The sequence below is a fragment of the Campylobacter concisus genome, from assembly GCF_015679985.1.
Classification (GTDB): Bacteria; Campylobacterota; Campylobacteria; order Campylobacterales; family Campylobacteraceae; genus Campylobacter_A; species Campylobacter_A concisus_AC.
Genome location: NZ_CP049239.1, coordinates 1,431,987 through 1,455,881, shown reverse-complemented (window position 1 = coordinate 1,455,881; position 23,895 = coordinate 1,431,987). Strand labels below are relative to the sequence as shown.

Below are 23,895 nucleotides of genomic sequence, written 5' to 3'. Positions count from 1 at the left end.
TTATCCTTTTATATTTAAAACTAGGCTTGCGACTGCACCGCTTCTATCGTTTCTATTTTTAATGTCTACTTCGCCACCAAGAGCCTGTGCCGCACCTTTAGCTAGAAACAACCCAAGTCCAGCACCACCTTTGTCGCCATATCTTTTAAATGGGGCAAATAAATCTTTGCTCTCATCTATGCCTATTCCTTCATCTATTACTTCGACGATAAATTTATTTTTTATAAGCTTAGAGCTAATCGTAATGGTGCTATTTTTTGGTGAAAATTTAATGGCATTTTGAACAAAATTTTGCACAATGTGTGTTAGTAAGCTAGTTTGTATTTTTAGATTTAAAATTTCTGGTTTTAGGTCTAGTTTTATATTTTTTTCATCATTTTTTGCAAGTATCTCATAGTTTTTTGCAAGTTTTTTTAAAAATCCTATGACATCGGTATTTACCGGCTCTTCAAACTGAGCTCCCTCTTGGCGGCCGATCTCAAGCACAGAACTTATCATCGCGTTCATGCCGTTTATAGCTTCATTATTTGATTTTAGAGCCTCGATATATTTTTCACTCTCGCGTAGCTTTAAAAGCGTAACTTCATTTTTTGTTTTCATTACAGCCAGCGGTGTTTTTAGCTCATGTGCCACGCCTACAAAAAGTTCTTTTTGGTATAAGACAAATGTTTGGATGCGAGAGATTAATCTATTTATGCTCTGCCCAAGTGGCAAAAACTCATCTGGTAGGCTCTTTATATCTATTTCATGAAGAAATTTCTCGTCTAAATTTGTAAGTTTGTGACTCAAAATTTTTATAGGTATTAAAAGCATCCTTGATAAAAATAGTGCATAAAAAAGCACCAAAAGTATCGCTGACACATTTACGATTATAATATCTATAAAAATTTCTTCTACTATATGAGCTTGAAGCGTAGTATCTTTTTCTAGGCTTAAATAACTGCTTTCATCGAGTTTTGTTATTAAAAAAGTTTTACTCTGATCATTTGATTTTTGCGTTACGATATATGTTTCTTTATCTTGTGGCTCGTCTGTTTTTATCGTTGCTAGAGTTTTGTTTGGATTTTCTATCGTAAATGTTTTTGAATTTAAATGATTGAAATTTTGAGGATTTTTTTTATAAGCTTCGGCTTGATAGTTTAGCTCATTAACTACACTTTGAAAAACGGTAACCCTTATATAGTGATAAAGCATTACCGAAATAACTACAATTAGCATCATAGCACCAGATGCTAATTGTAGTATAAATCTATTCCTTAGGCTTTTTTTGGAAAACAAAATCTATATCCGCGTCTTCTAACAGTTTCAATTGTTGAAATATTTAGTGGTTTGTCCATTTTTTGGCGGATTTGGTTGATAGCGACTTCAATAACGTTTGGAGTTACAAGCTCTGGCTCTTCCCAGATAGCATCAAGTAGTTGCTCTTTAGATACGATCTGATCTGAGTGTCTTGCAAGATGAGTTAGGACTTCAAAAGGTTTGCCCTTAAGCTCAATATCACGACCCAAATATGTGATTTTCTCCTCATCTGGATTGATGATAAGCTCATCGATTTTTATAATATTTGTGCCACCAAAGCGTAGTCTTGCTTCAAGTCTAGCTACTAGGATATCAAAATCAAATGGTTTTTTGATATAGTCATCAGCACCAGCTCTAAGTGCTTTTATTTCGCTTTCTTTGTCATCTTTTGCAGAAAGAACTACAACTGAAGTGCGTGGAGATTTATGTTTGATGATGTTTATAAGATCTATGCCATCGCCGTCTTGAAGCATCCAATCAGTCAAAACTAGATCATAGTTTCTAATGCCTATATAGTACTCGGCATCTTTAAAATTTTCAGAGCTATCAGTTTGATAGCCAAACTCTTGCAAACCCTCAGCAATCGTCTTATTTAGCGTCACTTCATCTTCAACTATTAAAATACGCATTTTGATTCCTTAAACTAAAATTTATGGGCGATTGTATCATAAATTAAGCAATATTTCAAGATAGTTTAATAAATTTTTAAAAAATAGTGTTTATTTTTGCTCCAACAACTGCGTTTGGTAAAATTTCAGTTTTTAAAATTTCCATTTTAAGGCTAGTTAGTGACCCAAACTTCTCTTTTAACGCTTTGCTGGTTTCTTCAAGAGACTCTTCAACGCTTTGGAACTGTCTTTCATTGTAAAAATTTTTAACAAAGCCAATAATTAAAACATAATCAATAAAGCCAGTTGAGCAAATTTCTAGATTCATTTGTACTTCTTGCTTAGTGACTCGCTCAAAATCAAGCATTCCGATGATCGTTTCAAATTTATAGTCTTTAATGATCGTCGTCATCTCGCTTTTCATACGACTTTTTTCTCCTTACCGGATATTAAACGAACGATATTTGGTATGTGTTTATAAACCACCAAAAATGCGATGATTAGTATCGGAGCGTGTGTATAGATTTCATCTAACTCTGGATGGATTATAAAGCTTGATGCTATGAGAGCTATCAACGCGCAAAGTGAAGCAAGAGAACTAATTTTTAAAAATTTTCCGATCACAAACCAAACAGCTAAAGCGATAATGATCTCAACTGGCAAGAAAAATGCTATCACACCAGCTCCAGTTGCCACACCTTTGCCGCCTTGAAAGCCCAAAAATATAGAAAAACAATGTCCAGCCACGCTTAAAACCGCCATCGTCCAAAGTACACTTTGGCTAGCTCCTAAATATGAAGCGACAATAAGTGGCAAAACGCCCTTTAAAACATCACAGACTATCGTTAAAATGGCTAGTTTCTTGGCTAGTTTTGGATCTTTTTGTTTTAAAACTCTTAAAACATTTGTCGCACCGATGCTCTTGCTACCTTCGTTTTTTATATCAACATGCCCAAAAATTTTTGCAAGAATGAGGCCAGATGGAATGCTTCCAAGTAAATAACTAACGGCATAAAGTATTAAATTTTGCATATTTTACCTTTTAGATTTAATAGAAATGATAGTAAAAAAATACTAATTATTTTATAAATCATCTCCATAAAAGCACGACTTTCTCGTCATAGATATCGCTTTTCTTTGGTGAAATTTGTATTTCATTTATGGTGATATTTTTTATATCGTTTTCTTCTTTTAACGCATCGCACTCTTGTGCAAATTTCTCCTCAAGTTCGCTTATGGCTAAATTTATATCATTTACGCTTTGCTCGCTAAGCTTGACGTCACTTCGCTCTTTTAAGACTCTATTAGCGCTTCTTGTACTTGATGCGATCTTGCTCGCATTTTGACGAGATAAAAGCTTGTTGCCAAATATCGCTCCAAGTATGCTAGCGCCTATATTTATGGCAGCATCAAGCCCACTTGTGGTCATCTCTTTTTGCTCTTTATCAAGCTTTGCTAGAGCCTTGTTTAGCTTATCTTGTAAGCTTTTTCGCTCTTTTTCAAATTTTGCTGTAAGTTTTGCGGTTTGTTCTTCTAAAATTTCATTGCACTTATCTTGAAGCCTGATATAAAACTGCTCCTTTGTTTCATTGTTTTTTGAATAAATTCCCAATGCTTCAAAGATATTAAATTTAAAATTTCTATACAGATACTCTTTAAAATCTTTTTGGATATTGTCAAAATTTTTAGCTTTTAAAATGAAATTTGGCACAGCTGCAAAGCTAGCACCACTTGGCTCATTTTCGATTACATCAACGCGCATGCCTTCGCTAGCCTCATCCCAGTTTGGCTCATTGTCATTTTCATTTAGTTCATAAAGATAGCTTACTTCATAAACGCTATCGATACCTTTTTTAGTATCATAAATTCTCACCTTTGCGCTTGCTAGTAAATTTGGCGTGAGGTTTTTTGAGTTAGCATAAAGTTGCGTGATTTCATTTGAGATTATGGGCTTTATGCTAAATTTCATCTCGCTTTTATCGATCCTTGTATAAGATAAATTTTCTTTTTGCTCTTTCATTAAATTTGAAATTTGCTCACGGCTTAGCGGCCCTTTTAGATAGCTAAGCGCCCAGCGAGTGGAGATGACACTTAGTCCGTCTTCGTTTATATTTTTAACTAAAAAATTTCTCTTTGCCAAATTTGATATGAGATTTTCAAGTGAAGCTTTGTCTAAGCTTGAGCCTGCGATGCCGCTTAGCCCGTCGATCACGCGTGCTTTATCCTGCGCTGTTTGGAGGCGACCGATGAACCAAGTGCCGATGTTGCTTAGACCTTTATAATCAAGATCGACTGGGTTTTGCGTGCTTAATACGCAGCCAAGGCCAAATGCACGGGCTTGTTTTAAGAGCGTGAGCATAGGCATTTTTGATGGCGGATTTGCGTTTGGTGGAAAAAATCCAAAAATTTCATCCATATAAAGGATCGCTCTAAGTGAGCTTGTGCCCTCGGTGCCGCGCATCCACGCGATGATCTCGTTTAGTAAAAGGGTAACAAAGAACATCCTTTCAGCGTCATTTAGGTGCGAGATCGTAAAGATATTGCACTTTGTTTTGCCGTTTTCGTCAAATAGCATCTTTGAAATTTCTAGTCTAACGCCTTGCGTCCAGCCTTTAAAGCTTGGGCTTGCGATGAGTGCATTGATCTTCATGGCAAGCTTTAAGCGGTCACTACTTGGATAAAACGTATCTACATCAAAAACGCCTATCTTTTTAAAAGGCGGATTTGCGATGAAATTTATTAGCTCTTCGATACTGACGTCTTTTTGCTCTTTAAATTTGCTCTCAAATATAGTTGAGATAAGTAGCTGTTCTTTTGAGTTCATGTCCTCAGAATTTATACCAATAAGAGATAATATCGATGCTGCAAGCGAATTTATATAGTTGCTAAAAATTTCTTCATCAGTGATATTTGGGCAGGCAAAGTCACTAAGTAGCGCCACGCCTATGCCAGCTGAACTTTTTGGTGTGTAGATGTTAAAGCTAGCGCTCTCTTTTAAAATTTTTACTCGCTCAAGGTCTTGAAAGCTCGACTCTATGCCGTTTCTCCAAAGCTCAGCTTGAGTAGCGGCAAATTCCTCTACACTTTGACCTTTGTTGGTTGCTTCTGCTTCATCTATGTATGGTAAAAAATTCTCCGGCCTCATCTGCGGAAAAGTGAGAGCTAAATTTGTGATATCGCCCTTTGGATCGATGATGATAGAAGGGATATTGTCTATGCAGGCCTCTTCTAAAAGTGTGATGCCAAGGCCTGTTTTACCGCTACCTGTCATACCGATGATGACTGCGTGAGTGGTTAGATCCTTATTTTTATAAAAAAATGGCTCTTTGTCTTTTAGTCCGATATAAAAAAGTTTTAAATTTTCTTGTATTGTTTTCACTAGCTGCCTTATTCGTATAAATTTATACGTGAGCGAAGCTCATCAAGTGTCTCTTTTATGCGCTTTTGCGTAAAATCTTTTATCGTTTCATCATCATCGATAAGCTTCATACAGTATCTTATGTAGCCTTTATATGCCAGCTCTGTAACAAGTCTTAGCTTTAAAGTTACATTTTTTACTTTATCTGGTGCGATTGAGATATCAAAGGTCGCTTCTAGCTCTTCTCCATCTTGAAAATTTGTAGTTTGCGGGCTTAATACGCTTATGCCGCCTTCGGAAACATCATAAAGGCTATCTTCGATCTTATCTTGCTTGCCTTTGATAATAGTTTTGGTAAAACGATTTGGCAAGATACGTTGGAATTTTCTTTTATATGCGTACATCGTCGTATTTCGTAAGAAATTTGAAAGAGTGACGCCTTTATTAACTATATTGTAATTAACAATATCAGCACATAATGGCTTTGAGAAAAAGCTATTTGGCAAAATAAAACCTTTGCCGTCTTGTTTCATAGCTAAAATTTGCATCATATCCACGCGAAAAACGACACTATCTTCTTTAACTTCTAAAATTTCAGCCTCATATTTTATATTTAATCCATCATATAAATTTAAAAGCTCTGGCCTTGCCTTGGCTTTTTTCATGCGAGTGAATGTATTAATCGGATCTTCATAAAAAAATGTTCCGGTTTCGATCATATCTTTTACATTTGTTTCTTGCTGGTCTTTAACGTCACATAAAATTTCTTTGATTCTTGAAACGGCATTTACGAAATAACCTACGAAGGTACTGTTGTCGCAAGAGTGACTAAAATTTAAGGTCAAATTTAAAAGTAGGAAATTTATTAATTCGTCTCTTGCGTTTGATTTTGGTATTAGATTATTTAAATCATCTTGTAGCTGCGTAGCATTTGGCTTTTGAATAAGCAGTGTATCAAAGATGTTTTCAAGACAAATTTTTACCTGATCGTGCGGTACGATAAATGTTAGCTGTCTACAAAATTTGATACCATCGTCGATAAATTTATCTCTTAATTTAAGTATGCTATCTTCGCAATTTATTACAAGCTCTTGCCTGCCTTTAAAATCCATGTAGTCTCCGGAATGTTATTGATTAAAGCCAAGGCTATGATATAAAAAGTTATATTAAAAAAGTATTTAAATTTATTTGGAGGAGAAATTTCTAGGTAAAGGATACCTAGAAATTTCTGTTGATTATAGTTTGCCTTCGTTGTGTGAAAGGTAGTCAGCAACACCTTCAGTGCTTGGTTTCATACCAGCATCACCTTTGTTCCAGCCAGCTGGACAAACTTCGCCGTGCTCATTTGTAAATAGCATAGTATCTACCATTCTTATCATCTCATCGATGTTTCTGCCAAGTGGAAGATCATTGATAACTGCATGGCGAACAGTGCCATCTTTGTCTAGTAAGAATGAGCCACGAAGTGCCACACCAGCATCTTCTAGAAGTACGTCAAATCCGCGAGCGATTGATTTTGTCATATCAGCTACGATAGGGAAGCGAACTTTACCAATACCGCCTTTGTTTACTGGAGTCTCTTTCCATGCGAAGTGAGAGAATTGGTTGTCGCATGAAACTGCGATAACTTCGATACCACGTGACTTGAACTCGTCATATCTTTTATCAAATGCGATAATTTCGCTTGGGCAAACAAAAGTAAAGTCCATTGGATAGAAAAATACAACCGCGCCTTTCTCGCCAATATTTTTATAAAGATTAAAATCATTTACAATTTGATTGTTTCCTAAAACTGCTGCAGCTGTAAAATCAGGTGCTTTTTTTGTTACTAACATTTGTTCTCCTTAATAATAAATTTTATTGATTGCGAAATTATATCTATTCAAAATTAAATTTAGTTTAAACATATTTTAGAAATTTTTTTGTAGTAAATTTAGCGTTATTGATAAGAGTAGAAAATGGATTTTTGTTAAAAGTGTTAAAAATTTGAATTTTAAAAATTTTATTGATGAGAATACTTGAAAGAAATTAGTAAAAGCGTTACTAAAAATTTAGAAAATTACTTGCTGTAATTATTGTAAGTCGCTAAAATTTTTTCCACCAAATTTTAGAATTGCTGATCCCCATGTAAAGCCGCCACCAAATGCATCAAGAAGCAAAACTGAACCATTTTTGATACGGTCGTCTTCATAGGCATTATTTATAGCCATCGGAATTGAAGCGGAGCTTGTATTGCCATATTTAGCAACAGTCAAGACACACTGCTCATCTTTAAAATTTAATCTATTTTTTACTGCATCTATTATTCTTATATTTGCTTGATGAGGTATAAAAAAATCAATATCTTCGCTTTGCATTTTATTTGCATGTAAAATTTCTATTACGCTTTTGCTAAGTGTTTGAACTGCTATTTTAAAAACTTCATTTCCACTCATATGGATAAAATTTAACCTATTTTTTAGTGTTTCCTCGCTAGCTGGAAATACACTCCCACATCCTGGAGTTATTAAAAGTTCAGCTTGTTTGCCGTCACTTGCTGTATGGATATCGATGATCTCATTACCATTACTACTACTAATTACAGCTGCACCTGCTCCATCACCAAATAATATACAAGTGCTTCTATCTGTATAGTCAACAATAGAGCTTAATTTTTCGGCCCCAATGATTAAAACATTCTTTTTGGCACCGCTAACAATGAGAGAATTTGCAAGTTCTAAAAGATAAATAAAACCGGTACAAGCCGCACTTATATCAAATGCTGTAACTCCATAGTTTAAACCCAAATTTGCAGCTATTTTGCAAGCAGTAGAAGGCATACAAAGATGATCTGGAGATATTGTGGCACAGATGATTGCATCTATTTGAGATTTATCAAGTCCTGAGCGTTTTATGGCTAATTCACCAGCCTTTGTACCAAGGTCACTTGTTGTTTCGTTAGTTGCAATATGCCTTTGCTCGATACCTGTTCGCTTTACTATCCATTCATCACTTGTTTCAACCATTTTTTCAAAGTCAAAATTTGTTAGAATTTTTTCTGGAATATAAGAAGCGATAGAAATCAGTGAAGCTTTTGGCATATTTTACCTTGCAAAGTGCGAAAGTTCTTCTTCGATAACTTTATTTATGTTTGAATTAGCAAATTTTATTGCTTGAAAAATTGCATTTTTTATAGCTTTTGAATTACTTTTGCCGTGACTTATGATAACACAACCATTTACACCAAGAAGTGGTGCACCGCCATATTCGTCATAGCTAACCTGTTTTTTAAGTGTCTTAAAAACTTTTCTCATGAGTACAGAGCCAGCTATAGCAAGAGGTGATTTTTTAATTTGTTTTTTGATAATTTTACCTATAGCATCTGCAACGCCTTCGCTAGTTTTTAAAAGAATATTTCCCATAAAACCATCACAAACCATTACATCGATACTACCATCAAAAATTTGATTGCCTTCTGCATTACCAACAAAGCTATCAAGCCTAGAAACTAATTTAAAGGCTTCTTTGCTAACTTCATTGCCTTTGCTTTCTTCTTCGCCATTTGATAAAAGACCAACTTTTGGCTCTTTCCTACCTAAAATTTCTTTTGCATAGGCTTCACCCATTATGGCAAATTGAAACAGATGTTCACTTCTGCAATCAACATTTGCACCAACATCTAAAACCAAAGTCGCAGACTCTTTTGAATTTGGCATAAGTGTTGCAATTGCTGGACGAGAGATATTTTTTAGCCTACCGATTCTTAGAGTAGCTAAACTCATAGTTGCACCACTATGACCAGCAGAAACTACAGCATCAACTTCCTTGTTTTTTAAAAGTTCAATCGCTTTGTAGATCGTACTATCTTTTCTTTTAAGCGCATCAGTTGCGCCATCTGCCATTGAGATAACTTCACTAGCTTCTAAAAATTCGATATTTTTTAAATAAGACTGTGGAATGAGTGGTTTGATGACATTGCTATCGCCGACTAATACAGCTTTAAATTCTGTCTCTTTTAGTGCATCAATAACACCAGATATTATAGGATCTGCACCAAAATCACCACCCATAGCATCGATAGCAATGCGAATCATATTTTAATATTCACCTGTAGTTTTGTTTATGCGGTGAGGCATTTTCCAAGAACCATCTTTGTCTTTTACAGGTACTGGAAGTGTAACTTTATAATGTGTTCTACGTTTTGCTGCACGAGAATGACTCACTCTTCGCTTTGGTACTGCCATTTTTACTCTCCTTTATAAATTTTTACATTTTTCACAATAGAAATAATCACTTTTAAAAGCTTCTAACTCGCTCTCAAAGACTTCTTTTAAATTAATATTGCCATCAAAAAATTCCATCGTATCGCTAAGCTCATTTTCGCTATCTTTATAAATACCGTCACTTAAATTTAGCTCTACATCTTGATCGATAGGTAGCATAAATACTTCACCGCATCGATCGCAAACATAATTTATATTCCCTTTTATTTTGCCTTGGCATTTTACCAAAAAAGGGTCTTTTCTTTTTAAAATTCCAATAAAAACTAAATTATCATTTCCTGCTAGCTCAAAGCTTATATCTTTGTTTGCTATTTTAGAAAAAGATATAATCAATTTTCTTGACCTAAAATTAGCAAATTTCTTTTGAAGCAAAGAAGAAATTTATTTCATTCACAGCATTTTCTAGACTATCACTTCCGTGAACCGCATTTGCATCAATGCTATCAGCAAAATCAGCTCTTATAGTGCCAGGAGCTGCTTCTTTTGGGTTAGTTGCACCCATTAGCTCGCGGTTTTTAGCAACTGCATTGTCGCCCTCTAAAACCATAACCACAACTGGCCCACTTATCATAAATTCGACTAGATCGTTGAAGAAAGGTCTATCTTTATGAACTGCATAAAATGCTTTTGCATCGCATTTGCTAAGTTGGATTTTCTTTGCAGCTGCGATTCTTAAGCCGTTACTTTCAAATCTATCTATAATTTTTCCAACAACATTTTTCTTAACAGCATCAGGCTTAATAATAGAAAGTGTTCTTTGCATAAATTTTTCCTTAAATCTAGGTTATTTAAATTGAAGTTGGCAATTATATCAAATAAAGCTTAAAAATAAAATAGGCTCAAATCGAGCCTAAAATTTATAAATATAAATTTATTGAATAACTGGAATAGAGCCATTGCGTGCATCAGCACCGATCTGATCGCGAGAAGGTTGTCCTGCTACAACAGCGTCCCATACGATACAACCGTCAGTTGGACAGGCAGATGCACAGGCTGGCTCATCGTTATAGCCTACACATTCAACGCATTTATTTGAATAAACATAGTATGTATCTGCACCAGTTGGGTTGTCGCTATCATCAACGATGGCTGAAACTGGACACTCATCAATACATGAACCACAGCTTATGCATATATCAGTTATTTTTACAGACATTTTTTCTCCTTAAATAAAATTTTGGCGTAGAATATCAAAAAAAACTGAAAATGATATAAATATACTCTTAAATTTTCACAGCACGCTTAATTTCTATAAACTACTTTATAAAGTTTTTATCACTTTTAGACTAAATTTACAGATTAAAATTTTAAAAAGGTCGTATAAATTTAATGAATGATACTATAAAAATAACTGGTGCAAGAGAGCACAATCTTAAAAATTTAAACCTTGAAATCCCAAAAAACAAACTAGTAGTTTTTACCGGTCTTAGCGGAAGCGGCAAGAGCACGCTAGCCTTTGACACGCTCTATGCTGAGGGGCAGCGCAGATACATGGAGAGCCTTAGCAGCTATGCTAGGCAGTTTTTAGACCGTGTGGGTAAGCCGGATGTCGATAAGATCGAGGGTCTAACGCCTGCAATCGCGATCGATCAAAAGACAACTTCAAAAAATCCTCGCTCAACGGTTGGCACGATCACTGAAATTTATGATTATCTAAGGCTTTTATACGCAAGGGTTGGCGTGCAGCACTGCCATAAATGTGGCAAACCTATCTCAAAAATGAGTGCAAGCGACATCATAAATGAAATTTCAAAGCTCCCACTTGGAGCAAAAGTGATCATCTATGCGCCACTAGTGCGTGAGAAAAAGGGTACATGGGCGGATTTGATAGAAAATTTACGCCAAAAAGGCTTTGTAAGGGCACAGATAGATGGCGTAGTGGTGAGGCTTGATGAGGAGATCGAGCTAGCTAAAACGAAAAAACACACGATAAAGGTCATCGTTGATAGGATCGCTATCGATGAGCAAAATCACGAGCGCCTTGCAAGCGACGTTGAAAAGGCGCTAAATGAGAGCTTTGGCGAGGTCGAGATAGAGATTGCAAATGCTGATGAACTAGGACTTAAAGAGAGTTTTATACATTACAGCGAGCACATGGCTTGTTTTGACTGCAAAATTTCATTTACGCCGCTTGAGCCGCTAAGCTTTAGCTTCAACTCACCAAAGGGTGCTTGCGAGCACTGCGACGGACTTGGCATAAGATATAGCCTAGATATGAGTAAGATCATCGATGAGGAAAAGTCGATAGAAAACGGTGCGATCAAGTTGCTTTATGGCTATAACATGAGCTATTACTATAAATTTTTACTTGCTTTTTGTGAGCAAAATGGCATCGATATCAAAAAGCCATATTATGAGCTAAGTGAAGATGAAAAGAGGCTTGTTTTATATGGAAATGTCAAAGAAGTTGAGTTTTTTTGGAAACGAAATAAACTACTTAGAAAGTTTGATGGTGTTGTTAAAATTTCACATGGTCTTTTGAAGGATTATAAAGACTTTGACGAGTATATGAGCGAGAAAATTTGTGATGCTTGCAACGGTCACAGGCTAAAGCCTCAAAGTCTAGCAGTCAAGGTCGCTGGTCTTGGGATTGGTGAAATTTTAGATATGAGCATAGAAAACTGCACCGCATTTTTTTCAAACGAGAAAGATTTCGCCTATCTTAGCGACTACGACAAGGCGATCGCAAAGCCTATCTTAAAAGAGATCAACGAGAGGCTTTTCTTCTTGTACGACGTGGGACTTGGCTACTTGTCGCTTGGACGAGATGCTAGGACGATCAGCGGTGGCGAGGCACAGCGCATCAGGATCGCGAGCCAGATAGGAAGTGGGCTCAGTGGCGTCATGTATGTGCTTGATGAGCCAAGCATCGGCCTTCACGAGCGAGATACATTAAAACTCATAAAAACACTTAGAAATTTACAAGCTAAAGGCAACTCTGTAATCGTCGTCGAGCATGATAAAAAGACGATAGAAGAGGCTGATTTTATCGTAGATATCGGCCCTGGAGCTGGTAAATTTGGCGGTAATGTGGTCTTTGCAGGCACGGCAAAAGAGCTTTTAAGCTCAGACACCCAGACCGCACAATATATAAATGGTAAGAAAAAGATCGACTATCAAAAAAATAGAAAGGCTGAGAAGTGGCTTGAAATTTCAAATGTAAATATCAACAATATCTCAAATTTAACCGCTAAATTTCCGCTTAGAAATTTAGTTGGTATCACTGGTGTCTCAGGATCTGGCAAGAGCTCGCTAGTGCTTCAGACCTTGCTTCCAGAGGCGCAGGAGCAGCTAAATAGAGCTAAAAAAGTGAAAAAAATAGCTGGGGTAAATTTAAACGGACTTGAGAATTTAGACAAGGTTATATACCTCGATCAAAGCCCGATCGGCCGCACTCCACGCTCAAATCCAGCGACATACACTGGCGTGATGGATGAGATAAGAAATTTGTTTGCGCAGACTAAAGAGGCCAAGCTTAGAGGCTATAAAATAGGGCGCTTTAGCTTCAACGTCAAGGGCGGGCGCTGCGAGAAGTGCCAAGGCGAGGGTGAGATCATGATCGAGATGCACTTTTTGCCTGACATCAACGTGGTTTGTGATGTTTGTAATGGCGCTAGATATAACGCTCAGACCTTGGAAATTTTATACAAAGGCAAAAATATCGCCGAGGTGCTAAATATGAGCATAGATGAGGCGGTTGAGTTTTTCAAGGCTGTGCCAAAGATCGCTTCAAAGCTCACTACGCTGCAAGACGTGGGACTTGGCTACATCACGCTTGGACAAAACGCAGTCACACTTAGTGGCGGCGAGGCGCAGCGCGTGAAGCTAGCAAAAGAGCTTAGTAGAAGTGACACTGGAAATACGCTTTATATCCTTGATGAGCCAACGACAGGACTTCATTTTGCAGATGTTGATAGGCTGGTAAAGGTGCTAAATCACTTAGTTGATCTTGGAAATTCAGTCTTTGTGATCGAGCATAATATGGATGTTATCAAAAACTGCGACTATATCGTAGATATGGGACCAGAAGGCGGCGCAAAGGGCGGTAAAGTGATCGCTTGTGGCAACGTCAAAGAAGTAGCTAAAAACTATAAAAAAACTGGCAGCTACACTGGAGAATTTCTAGCGCAAGAGCTTGAGGAGATGAAGAAAAAATAAAAATTTTGTTCAACCGTTTCTTTGTAAAATTTGAAACGGTTGATATGTACTGCAGTATTAACTAAATTTTTAAGGTCGATTTTTCATCTATCGCACTTAAAGCTAGGGCCCAAAATAGTAGCATTAAAAGTGCATTTTCATGGTGAAATGTTGTATTTGCAAGTGAAATTATATTATTAGCCATAAGCATTAAAAGCGCAAGAAAAACTATGCTATTTTGTCTAAAATTTTTAATAAATTTTATAAAGAGTGATAGTTGAAATACCAAATATGCAAGCAAGGCAACGATACCCTTTTCTGTTAAAAATGTTAAAAAGGTATTGTGTGCGTGACTAACGTGAACTTCAACATTGCCTGGAAAATATTTTGTTATATCAATGATCTTAAACTCACCAGAACCTATCCCAAATAAAGGGTGGTCTAACCACGTATAAAATGCACTAGCAAAGATTGGATATCTAGTCTCTGATCCAGTAACCCCCTTTGTTAGTTGACTATACAATCTATCATCTTGAGTGATATTCGTTGATATATATATATAAGAAATAGCTATTATGCTAAACAAAATTATCAAGCCTAATAAAAATTTTATTTTTATCTGTTTATTTAAAATTTCAAAAAGCAAGTAAGTAAAAATAATGATTGGTAAAAGATACATTGTAGCTCTAGAGCCAGCTATCATTATTCCAAGGACGCAAATTCCGGCAACACTTATGCCTATATACTTTTCAAAAATTTCTTTGCTATTTATCGAAACTAATGCTACACAAAAAACTAGTAGCATAAAAATAGCGCTATGATTTACGTGTCCTATTGATTTAAGCTCAAAAAGTGCAGTCGGATCACTTGAAGTAAATTTCTTAACACAAGCTGGAATAAATGCAACGATAAAACCAGCAAATAAGGCAAAAAATAAAAATTTAAAATTTATTTTTTCTATGCCAACACTTCTGGCTACAAAGAAAAATAGCATACACCTTAGCGGATCAAGCGCTCTTGATGCAGAAACTCCATTTACAAGGCAACTTATAAAAGTAGCCAAAACAAAGATAAAAAGCGAGATATTTATGAGATCAAATTTAAATTGCCTTTTTTCTTTGACGCAAATATAAATTCCAGCCAAGACAAAAAGTGTAAGTGAAATTTGCTTTAAGCCCTCAGTTACTGGTAGCGTAAATAAGACAATAACTAAAAAAAGATTGTAGAGCTTAGACACGATGTCGTTTTTCATGCAGATCCTTTAAATTTTAAGTGGACATTTTATCATTGCTGAACTAAAAATAATATACAATTAAACAAAAATTAAAAGGAAGTATCGTGCCTGATGTGAAGATAAGCTTTGTAGTGCCTGTTTTTAACAAAAAAGAGCACATTAGGGATTGTTTAAATTCGCTTATATCTCAAGACATGGATGATATTGAGATTATAGTTATTAATGATGGAAGTACTGATAATACGCTAGAAATATTAGAAGAATATGAAGATAAAATAATATTAAAAACAAAGAGCAATGCTGGTGTCAGTGCTGCCAGAAATGACGGTATATTGCTAGCTAGTGGCAAATATACTATCTGCGTAGATGCTGATGACTATGTGGAAAAAGATTATGCTTCAAGTGCTTATGATATCGCAGAAAAATTTGATGCCGACATAGTGATAACAGATATGTGTAAGGTCTATGGTCATAAAAAGCTCCTTTTTAAGGATTTTGAGACAAAAGAGGATGGTGTAATCTATAAAAATGAGTATCTAAAAAAGCTTTTAGCTTCAAGACATAACAAAGTTTTGCATAATGCGGCAAATAAGGCGATTAGGACTGAAATTTTAAAAGAAAATTTATTTCCAGTTGGAATCACACAAGCTGAAGATTTTCACGCTATAGTGAGAAATGTTATCGCTTCAAAAACTCTTGTAAAGTTAAATAAGGCATTTTATTATTATAAGATCGGAGACAACAACACTGCTGGTTTTGAAAAGCTAAAAGCTGTGATGGATCATAAATTTGTTTATGACGATATAATCTCAATTTTAAAAAACAAAAATTTAGCTCTTGAAATGGTGCCTGATCTAGAATTTAAAAAGATAAAAAGCGTCTATATGCCAGCTATTTCGGCGAGACCAAATCTAAAAAATAGTAGCTATGTAAAGGCACTTGATCTTTTTTATGAAGATATTGATAGCATTATAAACTCAGCTGGTTTTTCAAAACTTAGACTAAAACAGAGAATTTTGCTTAAAGTGCTAAAAAATGTAAGATCGTACGAAAATGTATCAAAAATTTTAAAAATCTTTAATACAATAAATGGCTTTTTATCAAATAAAAAAATGAAAGAATTTAAAGAGTAGAAAATGATAAATATACTTGAGCTTGAAAGCTCCTTAGGATTTGGCGGACAGGAACACCGTACTCAGCGTGTGATAAATGGACTAGATAAGAGCAAATTTAAGGTTTTTTACGGCCTAAATCCTGGCTCAAAGAGCTTTGAGAAGCAAATAGAGTGTGAATTTGTTGAGTTTGATCTCAAAAAGTCTTTCAATGTCTTTGAAATTTTAAAAATTTGCAAATTTGTAAGGCAAAATAACATAAAAATAATCTCAACTCACTCGGGTAAAGACGGCACCATAGGCGCGCTTGTGGGCAAAATTTGTGGCGTTAGTGTGGTTCGCACTAGGCATTTGCAGCTGCCTATAACATCGCCTTTGCCTTATAATCTAAGTACAAAAGTAGTAGGCGTATGTGACTCAGTTTGTGCTGATCTTATCAAAAGAGGCGTGAAAAAAGAGAAGGTACTAAAAATTTACACTGGCATTGATACGCAAAAGTACACACCAGAATTTAAGATAAATATGAAAAAAGAATTTGGCCTAAGTGACGATGTAGTAGGAATTTGTATTGTGGCAGTGCTAAGGGCTGCTAAAAACCACAAGCTCTTAATCGATGCTTTTAGTGAGCTAAATTTAGAAAAGTCAGCCCTTTTCATCGTAGGTGACGGCCCTCAAAATGAGAACCTAAAAGAGTATATAAAAGATAAAAAAAATATCTTTATGCTCGGCAACAGAACCGATGTGAGCGATTTTTTGGGCTCACTTGATATTTGTGTGTTACCTTCAGATATGGAGGCCATCGGTGGAGCGCTACTTGAGGCGTCTTCGTGTAAGCTGGCTACCATCGGAAGCGACGTGGGAGGTCTTGGCGAGGCAGTAAGCGACGGAAAGAGTGGATTTTTATTTCAAAATGGCGATAAAGAGGGGCTAAAAAAGGTGCTTGAAAGGCTCATTTTGGATGAAAATTTAAGAAAACAGATGGGTGAGTTTGGCAGAGAGTACGTAAAAGAGGTATTTAGTATCGAAAAAATGATAGAGAACACACAAAATTTATATATGGAGCTTGTAAAATGAGCGTACCAGTTTTGATGTATCACCACGTGCTTGAAAAGAGCGGATTTATCACTAGTAGCGTGGATGAGTTTAAATCGCATATGAAATTTCTAGCTGAAAATGGCTATAAAACGCTAAGCATAAATGAATTTATTGCATATAAAAGAGGTGAGCTTGAAGTGCCTAAAAAGAGTGTTTGCATAACATTTGATGATGGCTGGATGGACAACTACATCTATGCTTATCCTATCGTGAAAGAATTTGGGCTAAGGGCAAATATCTTTATAATTACTGGCTGGATAGAAGCGGCACAAAAGGCACATGAGATGAGGCCTGCTAACTTTTTAAATGTTGATCACAACGAGTGCAAAAGGCTTGCTCCAAGTAGGCCACAAGATGTGATATTAAATTTAGAGCAGATTGAGAAAATGAGCGATTGTTTTTACTTTCACTCACATACGCACGGTCATTTTGATGGATATTTTGGGCAGCTTAGCTTGGACGAGGAATTTGGTCTTTGCCGTGAATTTATGAAGAAAAATTTTGGCTTTGAGGACGATGCGCTTTGCTGGCCGCGTGGTAAATACAGTGATGAGTATCTAATAGCGGCCAAAAAGCATGGTTATAAGGCATTTTTCACTACAAAACGTGGCATTAATAAAGCTGATGGCAACCTTGAAGAGATAAAGCGCATTGTTACAAAACGTGATGAAAAATGGCTAAAAAAGACTATGTTTATTTATCAAAATAATATTTTAGGCTCTATCTACGCGGCGATAAGGTCTTAGTGAACTAAATTAATTGGTAAAAATTTTCTTATTTTTGGCTATATGTTTTTTGTGATATCTGGAGAATCGCTTCTGATTATATATTTTGCTTTATTGGCGATTTGAACTCTAGTTTAAATTTATGCTCATTGTTTTGATTACTGGCTTGGATCCTTGCTCGAGTTTCTTTTATAAATTCCAGCGATTCGAGCTTCTTCATCAGCGTTTAAAATACAAAGAATGTCACATTTACTTATACGTAAGAGTGGATTTGCGCTTACGTATATTACGACTTTTACAAATGGCATGATAAATTTAAAAAAACGGCATTATCTCATTTTTGTGGTCGACTTTAATTTTTACCATTGGTCATATAAAAAAGAGATTTATACTCATTACATCATCGTCGATTACAGCGGCTTGATAAGGTTTAAAGTTTTTAAATCCATTTTTTCTAATTTGTTTTGCAAGTGTGCTTTTGCCACTGCCGTGAAGCCCAGTAAGAGCGATTAAGGCTCATTTTTTATCTTTTAAAATTTCTTTACAAGCCTCGTTTAATGCCTCAAGCATTATTTATAGCCTCTATTTCTAAAATTTGAATATAAATTTCCTAGCATCGGCGTAGAATAGATAAAAAGCTTCTTTTTGATCCTAAAAATGTAGTCGTTCTCGCTTTTTGCATTGTTTGATATATCTATACGTCTTATCTTAAATTTATCATCTCCTGCGCAAAATCCACCATCTATCACACTAAAAGCAAAGTCATAATACTCTCTTACAACTTTTAGTGAAAGCTCGTTAAAGTGCCCTTTGGGAAAGCAAAAGCCAAATTCTTGTTTTTCGGAAAATAGCTCTTTTATCTTAGCCAGCGAGCTAGAAAATTCCTCTCTTAACTTTGTTTCATCATTGCTTTTACAAGAAAAGTGGCTCGCTGTATGGCTATCAAACTCAAAAAGCCCGCTCTCTTGCATCTGCCTAATCTCGTCTAAATTTAAAAAATACTCCGCGTCTTTATCATAATCGATCTCTTTATGTTTTTTAAATGCAAAGTCGTAATCTTGCCTTTTAAAATCCTTGATCTTATCTGTTATCAAAAAGCACACAGCTGGAATTTTTAGCTCTTTTAGGATAGGAAATGCAAATTTATAATTATCAAAATACCCATCATCAAAAGTTAGTAAAATGCTCTTTCTTGAGGCTTTTACTCGGCCACTAGCTATATCTTTAAACTGAGCATAGTTTATAAATTTATAGCCCTCATCTAACGCCATAAGAAGCGCTTTTTTAAATAGCTCTGGCTTAATGGCAAAGTCGTTTTCATTGTTATTGCAGTGATGCATCGTTAGCACGCAAACTGGGTAGTTCATTTTTGCTCCAGTAAATTTTTAATAGCTTCCTTTAGCGCTTTATGGCTAAAGTTTTCATCCACAAATTTAAAGGCGTTTTGTGAGTAAATTTTGGCTTTTTCAGGCTCATTTATAAGCTCCAAAATGCACTCTTTTAGTGAAATTTCATCTAAATTTTTAGCACAAAGTCCACGCTCTTTATCTTTAACTAGCACGTTCATCGGCGCGTTATTGTAGACCACGATAGGCACTTTTGAGCTCATTGCTTCAAGCAAAACTGTGCCAAGCCCCTCAGAGTGCGATGCAAAGACGTAGATATTAAAGCCTTTTATGATATTTGCCGCGTCTTTTCTAAAACCAGTAAATATAATCTTATCTTTTTTACTAAAAATCGAGGCAATCTCATTTTTTGTGCTTTCGCTGATATTTCCTGCAAAAACTATTGTGGCGTCCTTCTCTTTTAAAATTTCTTTTGCTGCACTTGCAAAGTCAAAGACACCTTTCTTGCGGTAAAGCGAAGTAAATGTACCGATAACTAGCTCATCTTGAGATATATTAAACTCATCTCTAAAAGTGCTTTTTGTAGCATCTATCGCCTCCACATCGACCGTACTCGGCATAAAAACTAGCCTATCTTTGCTAACGCCGATGCTTAGCAGGTACTCTTTGACACTATCTGAGATGTATAAAATTTTATCAAATAGTCTTTTGTGCATTAGTTTTGAAAGAAAGCCTTTTATAGGAAAAAGATTATGCCTTTCCTTGTAAAATTTAATGCCTTTGCTTCTGTAAAATAGTCCAGCAATTGCCCCAGCCCAGCTATCAGTCGAGCCATGAGTGATCACGACATCTATCTTGTTTGAGCTTATTGCTTCACAAAGTGCTGGCACGCTTTTATGAAAATTTTTCTTATTCATCTCTTGTGCTATAACACTAAAGCCTTCTTCTTTTGCAATGCTTTCTATCTGAGAATTTGGGTTGCAAAAAAGTATGACATTGTGACTCATCTCACGCATAAAATGCATCTCATTTAGCGTCTTGTTTTGCTCACCACCCCAGTTAAAAAGTGTCTGCGTGTGAAGAATATTCATCTGCCTATCCTAAAATTTCTTTTATTTTGGCTTTTATCTTTGGCATTTCGTCGCTAAAATCCATCAAGGACTTTTCTATGCCATGCTTTGCTATACCTTCCTTGTCGCAAGGCACAAAGTCCCAGTCTTTTTGATAGACGATGTGTTTGCCCATACTTTGGATGCTATTTTGCGCTGTGTAGCCATTTTCCATAAGTGAGTTATCCCAAGGCCCCCACTCAAAAGCATTACTTGGACCAAAAAAGGCTATGACTGGTACATCATTTGCAGCGGCAATGTGCATTATAGCTGTATCCACTCCGATAAAAAGGCTTGAATACTTTGATAGGGCGATCGTTTGTTTCAAATTTAGCTTGCCGCCTAAATTTATAGGCTTACTCTTGCAAATTTTTAGTACGCTTGCTAGCTTTTCAAGTTCATTTTCTTTATTATCGCTTGTTAGCACGACCTTTACACCAAGCTCATTTTCGCAGTAGTCAATGAGCTCTGCCATGCTCTCATCATTTGCGCATTTAAACATCCAGCGGCTTGTTAGATGCATATGTACAAAGCATTTTGGTAGATTTAGATGCTCCACGCTCTCGTCTGAAAATACGCTCACCTTTTTGCTAACCGGTTCAAACCCCAAAGCTCTTAAAGCGTTTAGATTATGATCGATCGTATGTGAAAAATTTTCATAGTATTTTGCCTTGACGTTTAGAAGTTTATTTATTGAGTGATTTTTGCCAAGAAAGCCTACTATTTTTTTGATCTTTGCGTATTTTGAGATGATGATACCACGATCCCCCGTGGTTGTTTGTATGGCCATATCGTATTTTTCTTTTTTGATGGCTTTTATAAATTTTATCTCGGTAATTAGTTTTTTAAAAAAGCCAGAATTTGCACTTTGTCTATCGTAAATGTGGATTTTGTTTATGTAAGGATTGCCTTCTATCATCGCTTCTGTGCCTTTGTTTAGGGCAAAGTCGATGGTCGCATCTGGGTAGTAGTGGTGCAAATTTTCAATGAGCGGTGTTGTTAAAAGCACATCGCCGATGTTTCTAAATTTAATCACAAGTATTTTCATTTTATATATTTCCAAAATGTGTACTGAGCGTAAAGTCTAGCTATGATGTAGCCGGCAAAGCCCTCTTTAAAGCCACCTTTTAGCACATAAAGCTTAAAAAATGTCCACGCTGGACTTGTAAGCGCCTTTAGTAAATTTCTTTTTGCGCCCATGCTTGAGTAGCGATTTTGCTTAGCTATAAACTGCTCGATGCTCTCATATGCATAGTGTAAGAAGTGATTTTTAAGCGCGCCAAGCCTTTGTGAGCCGTCATTTAAAACGACCTTTTCATGCACAGCTCTGCCATCAAATTTGGCAAAATTTTTGTTAAAAAGCCTCACTGTGTAGTCTGGATAGAGCCCCATATTTTTGATCGCTTTGCCAAAGAAAAAATTTAGCCTAGCTACGTTGTAGGCCATAAATTTTGGCTCTTTTAGCGTATCTATGATCTCGTTTTTAAGTTCATCCGTGATCACCTCATCACTATCAAGCACAAAGATCCACTCGTTTTTGGCTAGATCCACGCCCTTTTGCTTTTGTGCGCCAAATCCAAGCCATGCTTGCTCGTGAAATCTCACGTTGCTAAAGCTATCACAAATTTGCCTTGTGCTATCTTTTGAGCCGCTATCAACCACGATGACCTCATCTGCAAAATTTGTACTTTCTAACACTTCTTGCAGATATTTTTGGCTGTTAAAAGTTAAGATAACGACACTTAGCATTTATACTCATTTTCGTAAAATCTCTTAAATCTTTGGTGAAACCAAAAGTATTCTTCAGGCCTTGCTCTAACCATCTCTTCGCACGCGCTACACTGCATTTGAGTTACTTTTTGTACCGCCTCTTCTTTGTCAAATTTATTTATATCAATGGCTAGTGAAAAGCAAATTTCGCTTATATTTTCATCTTTTTGATAGATAAATGCATTAATTATTAGTGCGTTTGTTTTTTGGGCTAGTACGCTTGCAGCTGGTGTGTGAAGCACATCTTTGTCAAAGAATTTCACCTTTATGCCATCTTTTGGAGATGTATTTTGATCGACTAAAATCCCCACTATTCGCCTAGCTTTTAGTGCTTTTAAGATATCTTTTGCACCACCATCTTTGTCTATTAGCTCCACGTCAAACTGCGATCTGTTGGCTCTTAAAATTTTATCCATGACGCTACTATCAAGCTTTCTGCCAAGCACTGAGACTGCGCCAAAACGAGCGGACATTGCTAAGCTAAAAAGCTCCCACTGCCCAAAATGAGCGGTAGTCACGATAATCGGACGATCAAGCTTAAGCGCTTCAAGCAGATTATGTTCATTTTTAAAGCTAACTTTTTCAAGCACTTTTTGCTTTGTTGTATTTTGATTTAGGATGAAATTTATACCAAGATATTTTGCAAAGTTGTAGTAGCATTTTTTAGCGATCTCAAGCTTCTCTTCCTTGGTTTTTGACTCACCAAATGCAAGATTTAAATTTATCATCACGATATGAAATCTCTTTTTTTTAAGTTTCATAAACGCAAACGCTAAAAATTTGGCAAGCAAATCTCTAAGTGAACTAGGCAGTAAAAATATAAAAAATTTTAAAGTATAAAAGCCAGCCAGATAGAGCCTATCCATTTAGTAGCCTTTTTGCAAAATTTGCAACCGTTTCTGGGAAAATTTCTCTTATGCAAAAGTCGTTTTTATCGATACTTCTGGCATCTATTTGCTTGCCCATATCTATAACTAAATTTTTATCCGTGATGTAAGCATTTCTGTGGCTGGGACGGTTGCCAAAAAGTGTGATAGAAGGCCTATTCATCGCCCAAGCAAGGTGTGTTAGGCCACTATCGTTGCCAATTACTAAATCACAGCTTGTAATGAGGCTTATCATCTCTTTTATGCTAAGTTTTTCAAGTAGCTTTGCCGAGGTACCTGAGATGATCGCCTCAGCCCTTACTTTCTCGCTCTCACTTCCGTAGCAAAGGCAAATTTCGCATCCATCAAGTAGCCTGATCACATCTTTAAATTTGTTATAAATTTTGCTCTCTTCGCTTGCAAAGGCAGCGATCAAAACGCGTTTTTTACCACTTTCGTTTTTATAAATTTCACTTGCTTCAAAGCAAGGTACTTTTTCTAAAATTTCACTTGCTTCAAAGCTAAAATTTAGAGCAAAAGCTACAAGCGATAAATTTCTAATGATTATATTTTCGTTGTAATCAATTTTAAATTTATGTCTATAAAGCCTAGCTGCGATCTTTTCTTTGACACTCTCTCTGCTAAAGCCATAAGTTTGCTTGCCTATTATTTTTGCGACGACGGCTGATTTAAAAAGTCCTTGCAGATCGATCACTTTGTCAAATTTACCAAGCGTTTTTAGTATCTTGTAGCTCTTTTTAAAGCTTTGTTTAAGCGGCAAAACGACTAGCTCGTCGATAAGCGGATGATCTTTTAAAAGGCTTGCAAAACGAGCATCAACTAGCCACGTGATATGAGCATTTTGGTAGTGCTTTTTGATAAACTGAAGTACAATAGCTGCGTGCACGATATCCCCAAGAGCTGAGAGTTTGACGATGGCTATTTTTAGTTGATTTTTGTTTTGCATTGATCAC

25 protein-coding genes are annotated in these 23,895 nt (G+C 36.0%); 4 read left to right on the top strand and 21 right to left on the bottom strand.

Features of this window, described 5'->3' with window-relative positions; translation table 11 throughout:
- The 13 genes from G5B98_RS07310 to G5B98_RS07250 form a co-directional block, all read right to left on the bottom strand.
- Entirely contained in the window at positions 1 to 1,218 is a 1,218-nt protein-coding gene (locus G5B98_RS07310; protein WP_196086528.1) for a sensor histidine kinase, read from the bottom strand.
- Positions 1,219 to 1,256: 38 nt separating this feature from the next.
- Entirely contained in the window at positions 1,257 to 1,928 is a 672-nt protein-coding gene (gene hsrA, locus G5B98_RS07305; RefSeq protein ID WP_021091657.1) for a homeostatic response regulator transcription factor HsrA, read from the bottom strand.
- Between the two features lie 76 nt (positions 1,929 to 2,004).
- Positions 2,005 to 2,331: a dihydroneopterin aldolase gene (locus G5B98_RS07300; protein WP_196086527.1), complete on the bottom strand. Its 327-nt coding sequence runs from the start codon at positions 2,329 to 2,331 to the stop codon at positions 2,005 to 2,007.
- Entirely contained in the window at positions 2,328 to 2,939 is a 612-nt protein-coding gene (plsY, locus tag G5B98_RS07295; RefSeq protein WP_196086526.1) for a glycerol-3-phosphate 1-O-acyltransferase PlsY, read from the bottom strand. Before plsY ends, G5B98_RS07300 begins: the two co-directional genes overlap by 4 nt.
- Positions 2,940 to 2,997: 58 nt before the next feature.
- Positions 2,998 to 5,286 (bottom strand): ATP-binding protein, encoded by a 2,289-nt coding sequence (locus G5B98_RS07290; RefSeq protein ID WP_196086525.1) that lies wholly within the window; start codon positions 5,284 to 5,286, stop codon positions 2,998 to 3,000.
- Positions 5,287 to 5,294: 8 nt separating this feature from the next.
- Positions 5,295 to 6,377, bottom strand: coding sequence for a PilZ domain-containing protein (locus G5B98_RS07285; RefSeq protein ID WP_196086524.1), 1,083 nt, complete (start codon positions 6,375 to 6,377; stop codon positions 5,295 to 5,297).
- Positions 6,378 to 6,500: 123 nt separating this feature from the next.
- Positions 6,501 to 7,100, bottom strand: a complete 600-nt coding sequence (locus G5B98_RS07280) for a peroxiredoxin (RefSeq protein WP_021091673.1) — start codon at positions 7,098 to 7,100, stop codon at positions 6,501 to 6,503.
- A 237-nt stretch (positions 7,101 to 7,337) separates the two neighbouring features.
- The gene (locus tag G5B98_RS07275) at positions 7,338 to 8,345 is read right to left on the bottom strand and encodes a beta-ketoacyl-ACP synthase III (RefSeq protein WP_196086523.1); all 1,008 of its coding nucleotides are present in this window, start codon (positions 8,343 to 8,345) and stop codon (positions 7,338 to 7,340) included.
- A 3-nt stretch (positions 8,346 to 8,348) separates the two neighbouring features.
- Positions 8,349 to 9,338, bottom strand: coding sequence for a phosphate acyltransferase PlsX (gene plsX / locus G5B98_RS07270; RefSeq protein WP_072594492.1), 990 nt, complete (start codon positions 9,336 to 9,338; stop codon positions 8,349 to 8,351).
- Positions 9,339 to 9,341: 3 nt separating this feature from the next.
- The gene (gene rpmF / locus G5B98_RS07265) at positions 9,342 to 9,488 is read right to left on the bottom strand and encodes a 50S ribosomal protein L32 (protein ID WP_002942540.1); all 147 of its coding nucleotides are present in this window, start codon (positions 9,486 to 9,488) and stop codon (positions 9,342 to 9,344) included.
- Between the two features lie 12 nt (positions 9,489 to 9,500).
- Positions 9,501 to 9,860 carry a hypothetical protein gene (locus tag G5B98_RS07260; protein WP_107812151.1) on the bottom strand — a complete coding sequence of 120 codons (360 nt, stop codon included), beginning with the start codon at positions 9,858 to 9,860 and terminating at the stop codon, positions 9,501 to 9,503.
- Between the two features lie 16 nt (positions 9,861 to 9,876).
- A complete protein-coding gene (gene ndk, locus G5B98_RS07255; protein ID WP_196086522.1) occupies positions 9,877 to 10,290 on the bottom strand; it encodes a nucleoside-diphosphate kinase in 414 nt (137 codons plus the stop codon).
- Between the two features lie 108 nt (positions 10,291 to 10,398).
- Positions 10,399 to 10,683 (bottom strand): NADH-quinone oxidoreductase subunit I, encoded by a 285-nt coding sequence (locus tag G5B98_RS07250; protein ID WP_021091598.1) that lies wholly within the window; start codon positions 10,681 to 10,683, stop codon positions 10,399 to 10,401.
- A gap of 173 nt (positions 10,684 to 10,856) precedes the next feature.
- Here G5B98_RS07250 and uvrA point away from each other — a divergent pair, with 173 nt between their 5' ends.
- On the top strand, positions 10,857 to 13,685 hold the full coding sequence (gene uvrA / locus G5B98_RS07245; protein ID WP_196086521.1) for an excinuclease ABC subunit UvrA: 2,829 nt from the start codon (positions 10,857 to 10,859) through the stop codon (positions 13,683 to 13,685).
- Between the two features lie 61 nt (positions 13,686 to 13,746).
- On the opposite strand, the gene G5B98_RS07240 is transcribed toward uvrA, so the two are convergent.
- The gene (locus tag G5B98_RS07240; RefSeq protein ID WP_196086520.1) at positions 13,747 to 14,916 is read right to left on the bottom strand and encodes an O-antigen ligase family protein; all 1,170 of its coding nucleotides are present in this window, start codon (positions 14,914 to 14,916) and stop codon (positions 13,747 to 13,749) included.
- An 86-nt stretch (positions 14,917 to 15,002) separates the two neighbouring features.
- Between G5B98_RS07240 and G5B98_RS07235 the strand changes: the two genes are divergently transcribed.
- From G5B98_RS07235 to G5B98_RS07225, 3 genes are read left to right on the top strand one after another with little or no spacing between them, the layout of a single operon-like run.
- Entirely contained in the window at positions 15,003 to 16,031 is a 1,029-nt protein-coding gene (locus G5B98_RS07235) for a glycosyltransferase family 2 protein (RefSeq protein ID WP_196086519.1), read from the top strand.
- Between the two features lie 3 nt (positions 16,032 to 16,034).
- Positions 16,035 to 17,084, top strand: a complete 1,050-nt coding sequence (locus G5B98_RS07230; RefSeq protein WP_196086518.1) for a glycosyltransferase family 4 protein — start codon at positions 16,035 to 16,037, stop codon at positions 17,082 to 17,084.
- A complete protein-coding gene (locus G5B98_RS07225; RefSeq protein WP_196086517.1) occupies positions 17,081 to 17,851 on the top strand; it encodes a polysaccharide deacetylase family protein in 771 nt (256 codons plus the stop codon). The genes G5B98_RS07230 and G5B98_RS07225 overlap by 4 nt, the downstream gene beginning before the upstream one ends.
- A 348-nt stretch (positions 17,852 to 18,199) precedes the next feature.
- Here the strand turns inward: G5B98_RS07225 and G5B98_RS09665 are convergent, their stop codons facing one another.
- Genes G5B98_RS09665 through waaC form a run of 7 tightly spaced genes read right to left on the bottom strand, consistent with a single transcriptional unit; the run spans position 18,200 to position 23,888 of the window.
- Positions 18,200 to 18,340, bottom strand: a complete 141-nt coding sequence (locus G5B98_RS09665) for a hypothetical protein (RefSeq protein ID WP_369008292.1) — start codon at positions 18,338 to 18,340, stop codon at positions 18,200 to 18,202.
- Positions 18,341 to 18,399: 59 nt separating this feature from the next.
- Positions 18,400 to 19,197, bottom strand: a complete 798-nt coding sequence (locus G5B98_RS07220) for a polysaccharide deacetylase family protein (RefSeq protein ID WP_196086516.1) — start codon at positions 19,195 to 19,197, stop codon at positions 18,400 to 18,402.
- Complete coding sequence (locus tag G5B98_RS07215; protein ID WP_196086515.1) at positions 19,194 to 20,267, bottom strand: glycosyltransferase family 4 protein; 1,074 nt, start codon at positions 20,265 to 20,267, stop codon at positions 19,194 to 19,196. The genes G5B98_RS07220 and G5B98_RS07215 overlap by 4 nt, the downstream gene beginning before the upstream one ends.
- Positions 20,268 to 20,271: 4 nt before the next feature.
- Positions 20,272 to 21,333: a putative lipopolysaccharide heptosyltransferase III gene (gene rfaQ / locus G5B98_RS07210; RefSeq protein ID WP_196086514.1), complete on the bottom strand. Its 1,062-nt coding sequence runs from the start codon at positions 21,331 to 21,333 to the stop codon at positions 20,272 to 20,274.
- Positions 21,330 to 22,034, bottom strand: a complete 705-nt coding sequence (locus G5B98_RS07205) for a glycosyltransferase family 2 protein (protein ID WP_084109523.1) — start codon at positions 22,032 to 22,034, stop codon at positions 21,330 to 21,332. The genes rfaQ and G5B98_RS07205 overlap by 4 nt, the downstream gene beginning before the upstream one ends.
- Positions 22,028 to 22,921: a lipid A biosynthesis lauroyl acyltransferase gene (locus G5B98_RS07200; RefSeq protein WP_084109522.1), complete on the bottom strand. Its 894-nt coding sequence runs from the start codon at positions 22,919 to 22,921 to the stop codon at positions 22,028 to 22,030. The genes G5B98_RS07205 and G5B98_RS07200 overlap by 7 nt, the downstream gene beginning before the upstream one ends.
- Entirely contained in the window at positions 22,914 to 23,888 is a 975-nt protein-coding gene (gene waaC, locus G5B98_RS07195; protein WP_196086513.1) for a lipopolysaccharide heptosyltransferase I, read from the bottom strand. The genes G5B98_RS07200 and waaC overlap by 8 nt, the downstream gene beginning before the upstream one ends.
- Positions 23,889 to 23,895: the final 7 nt, after the last annotated feature.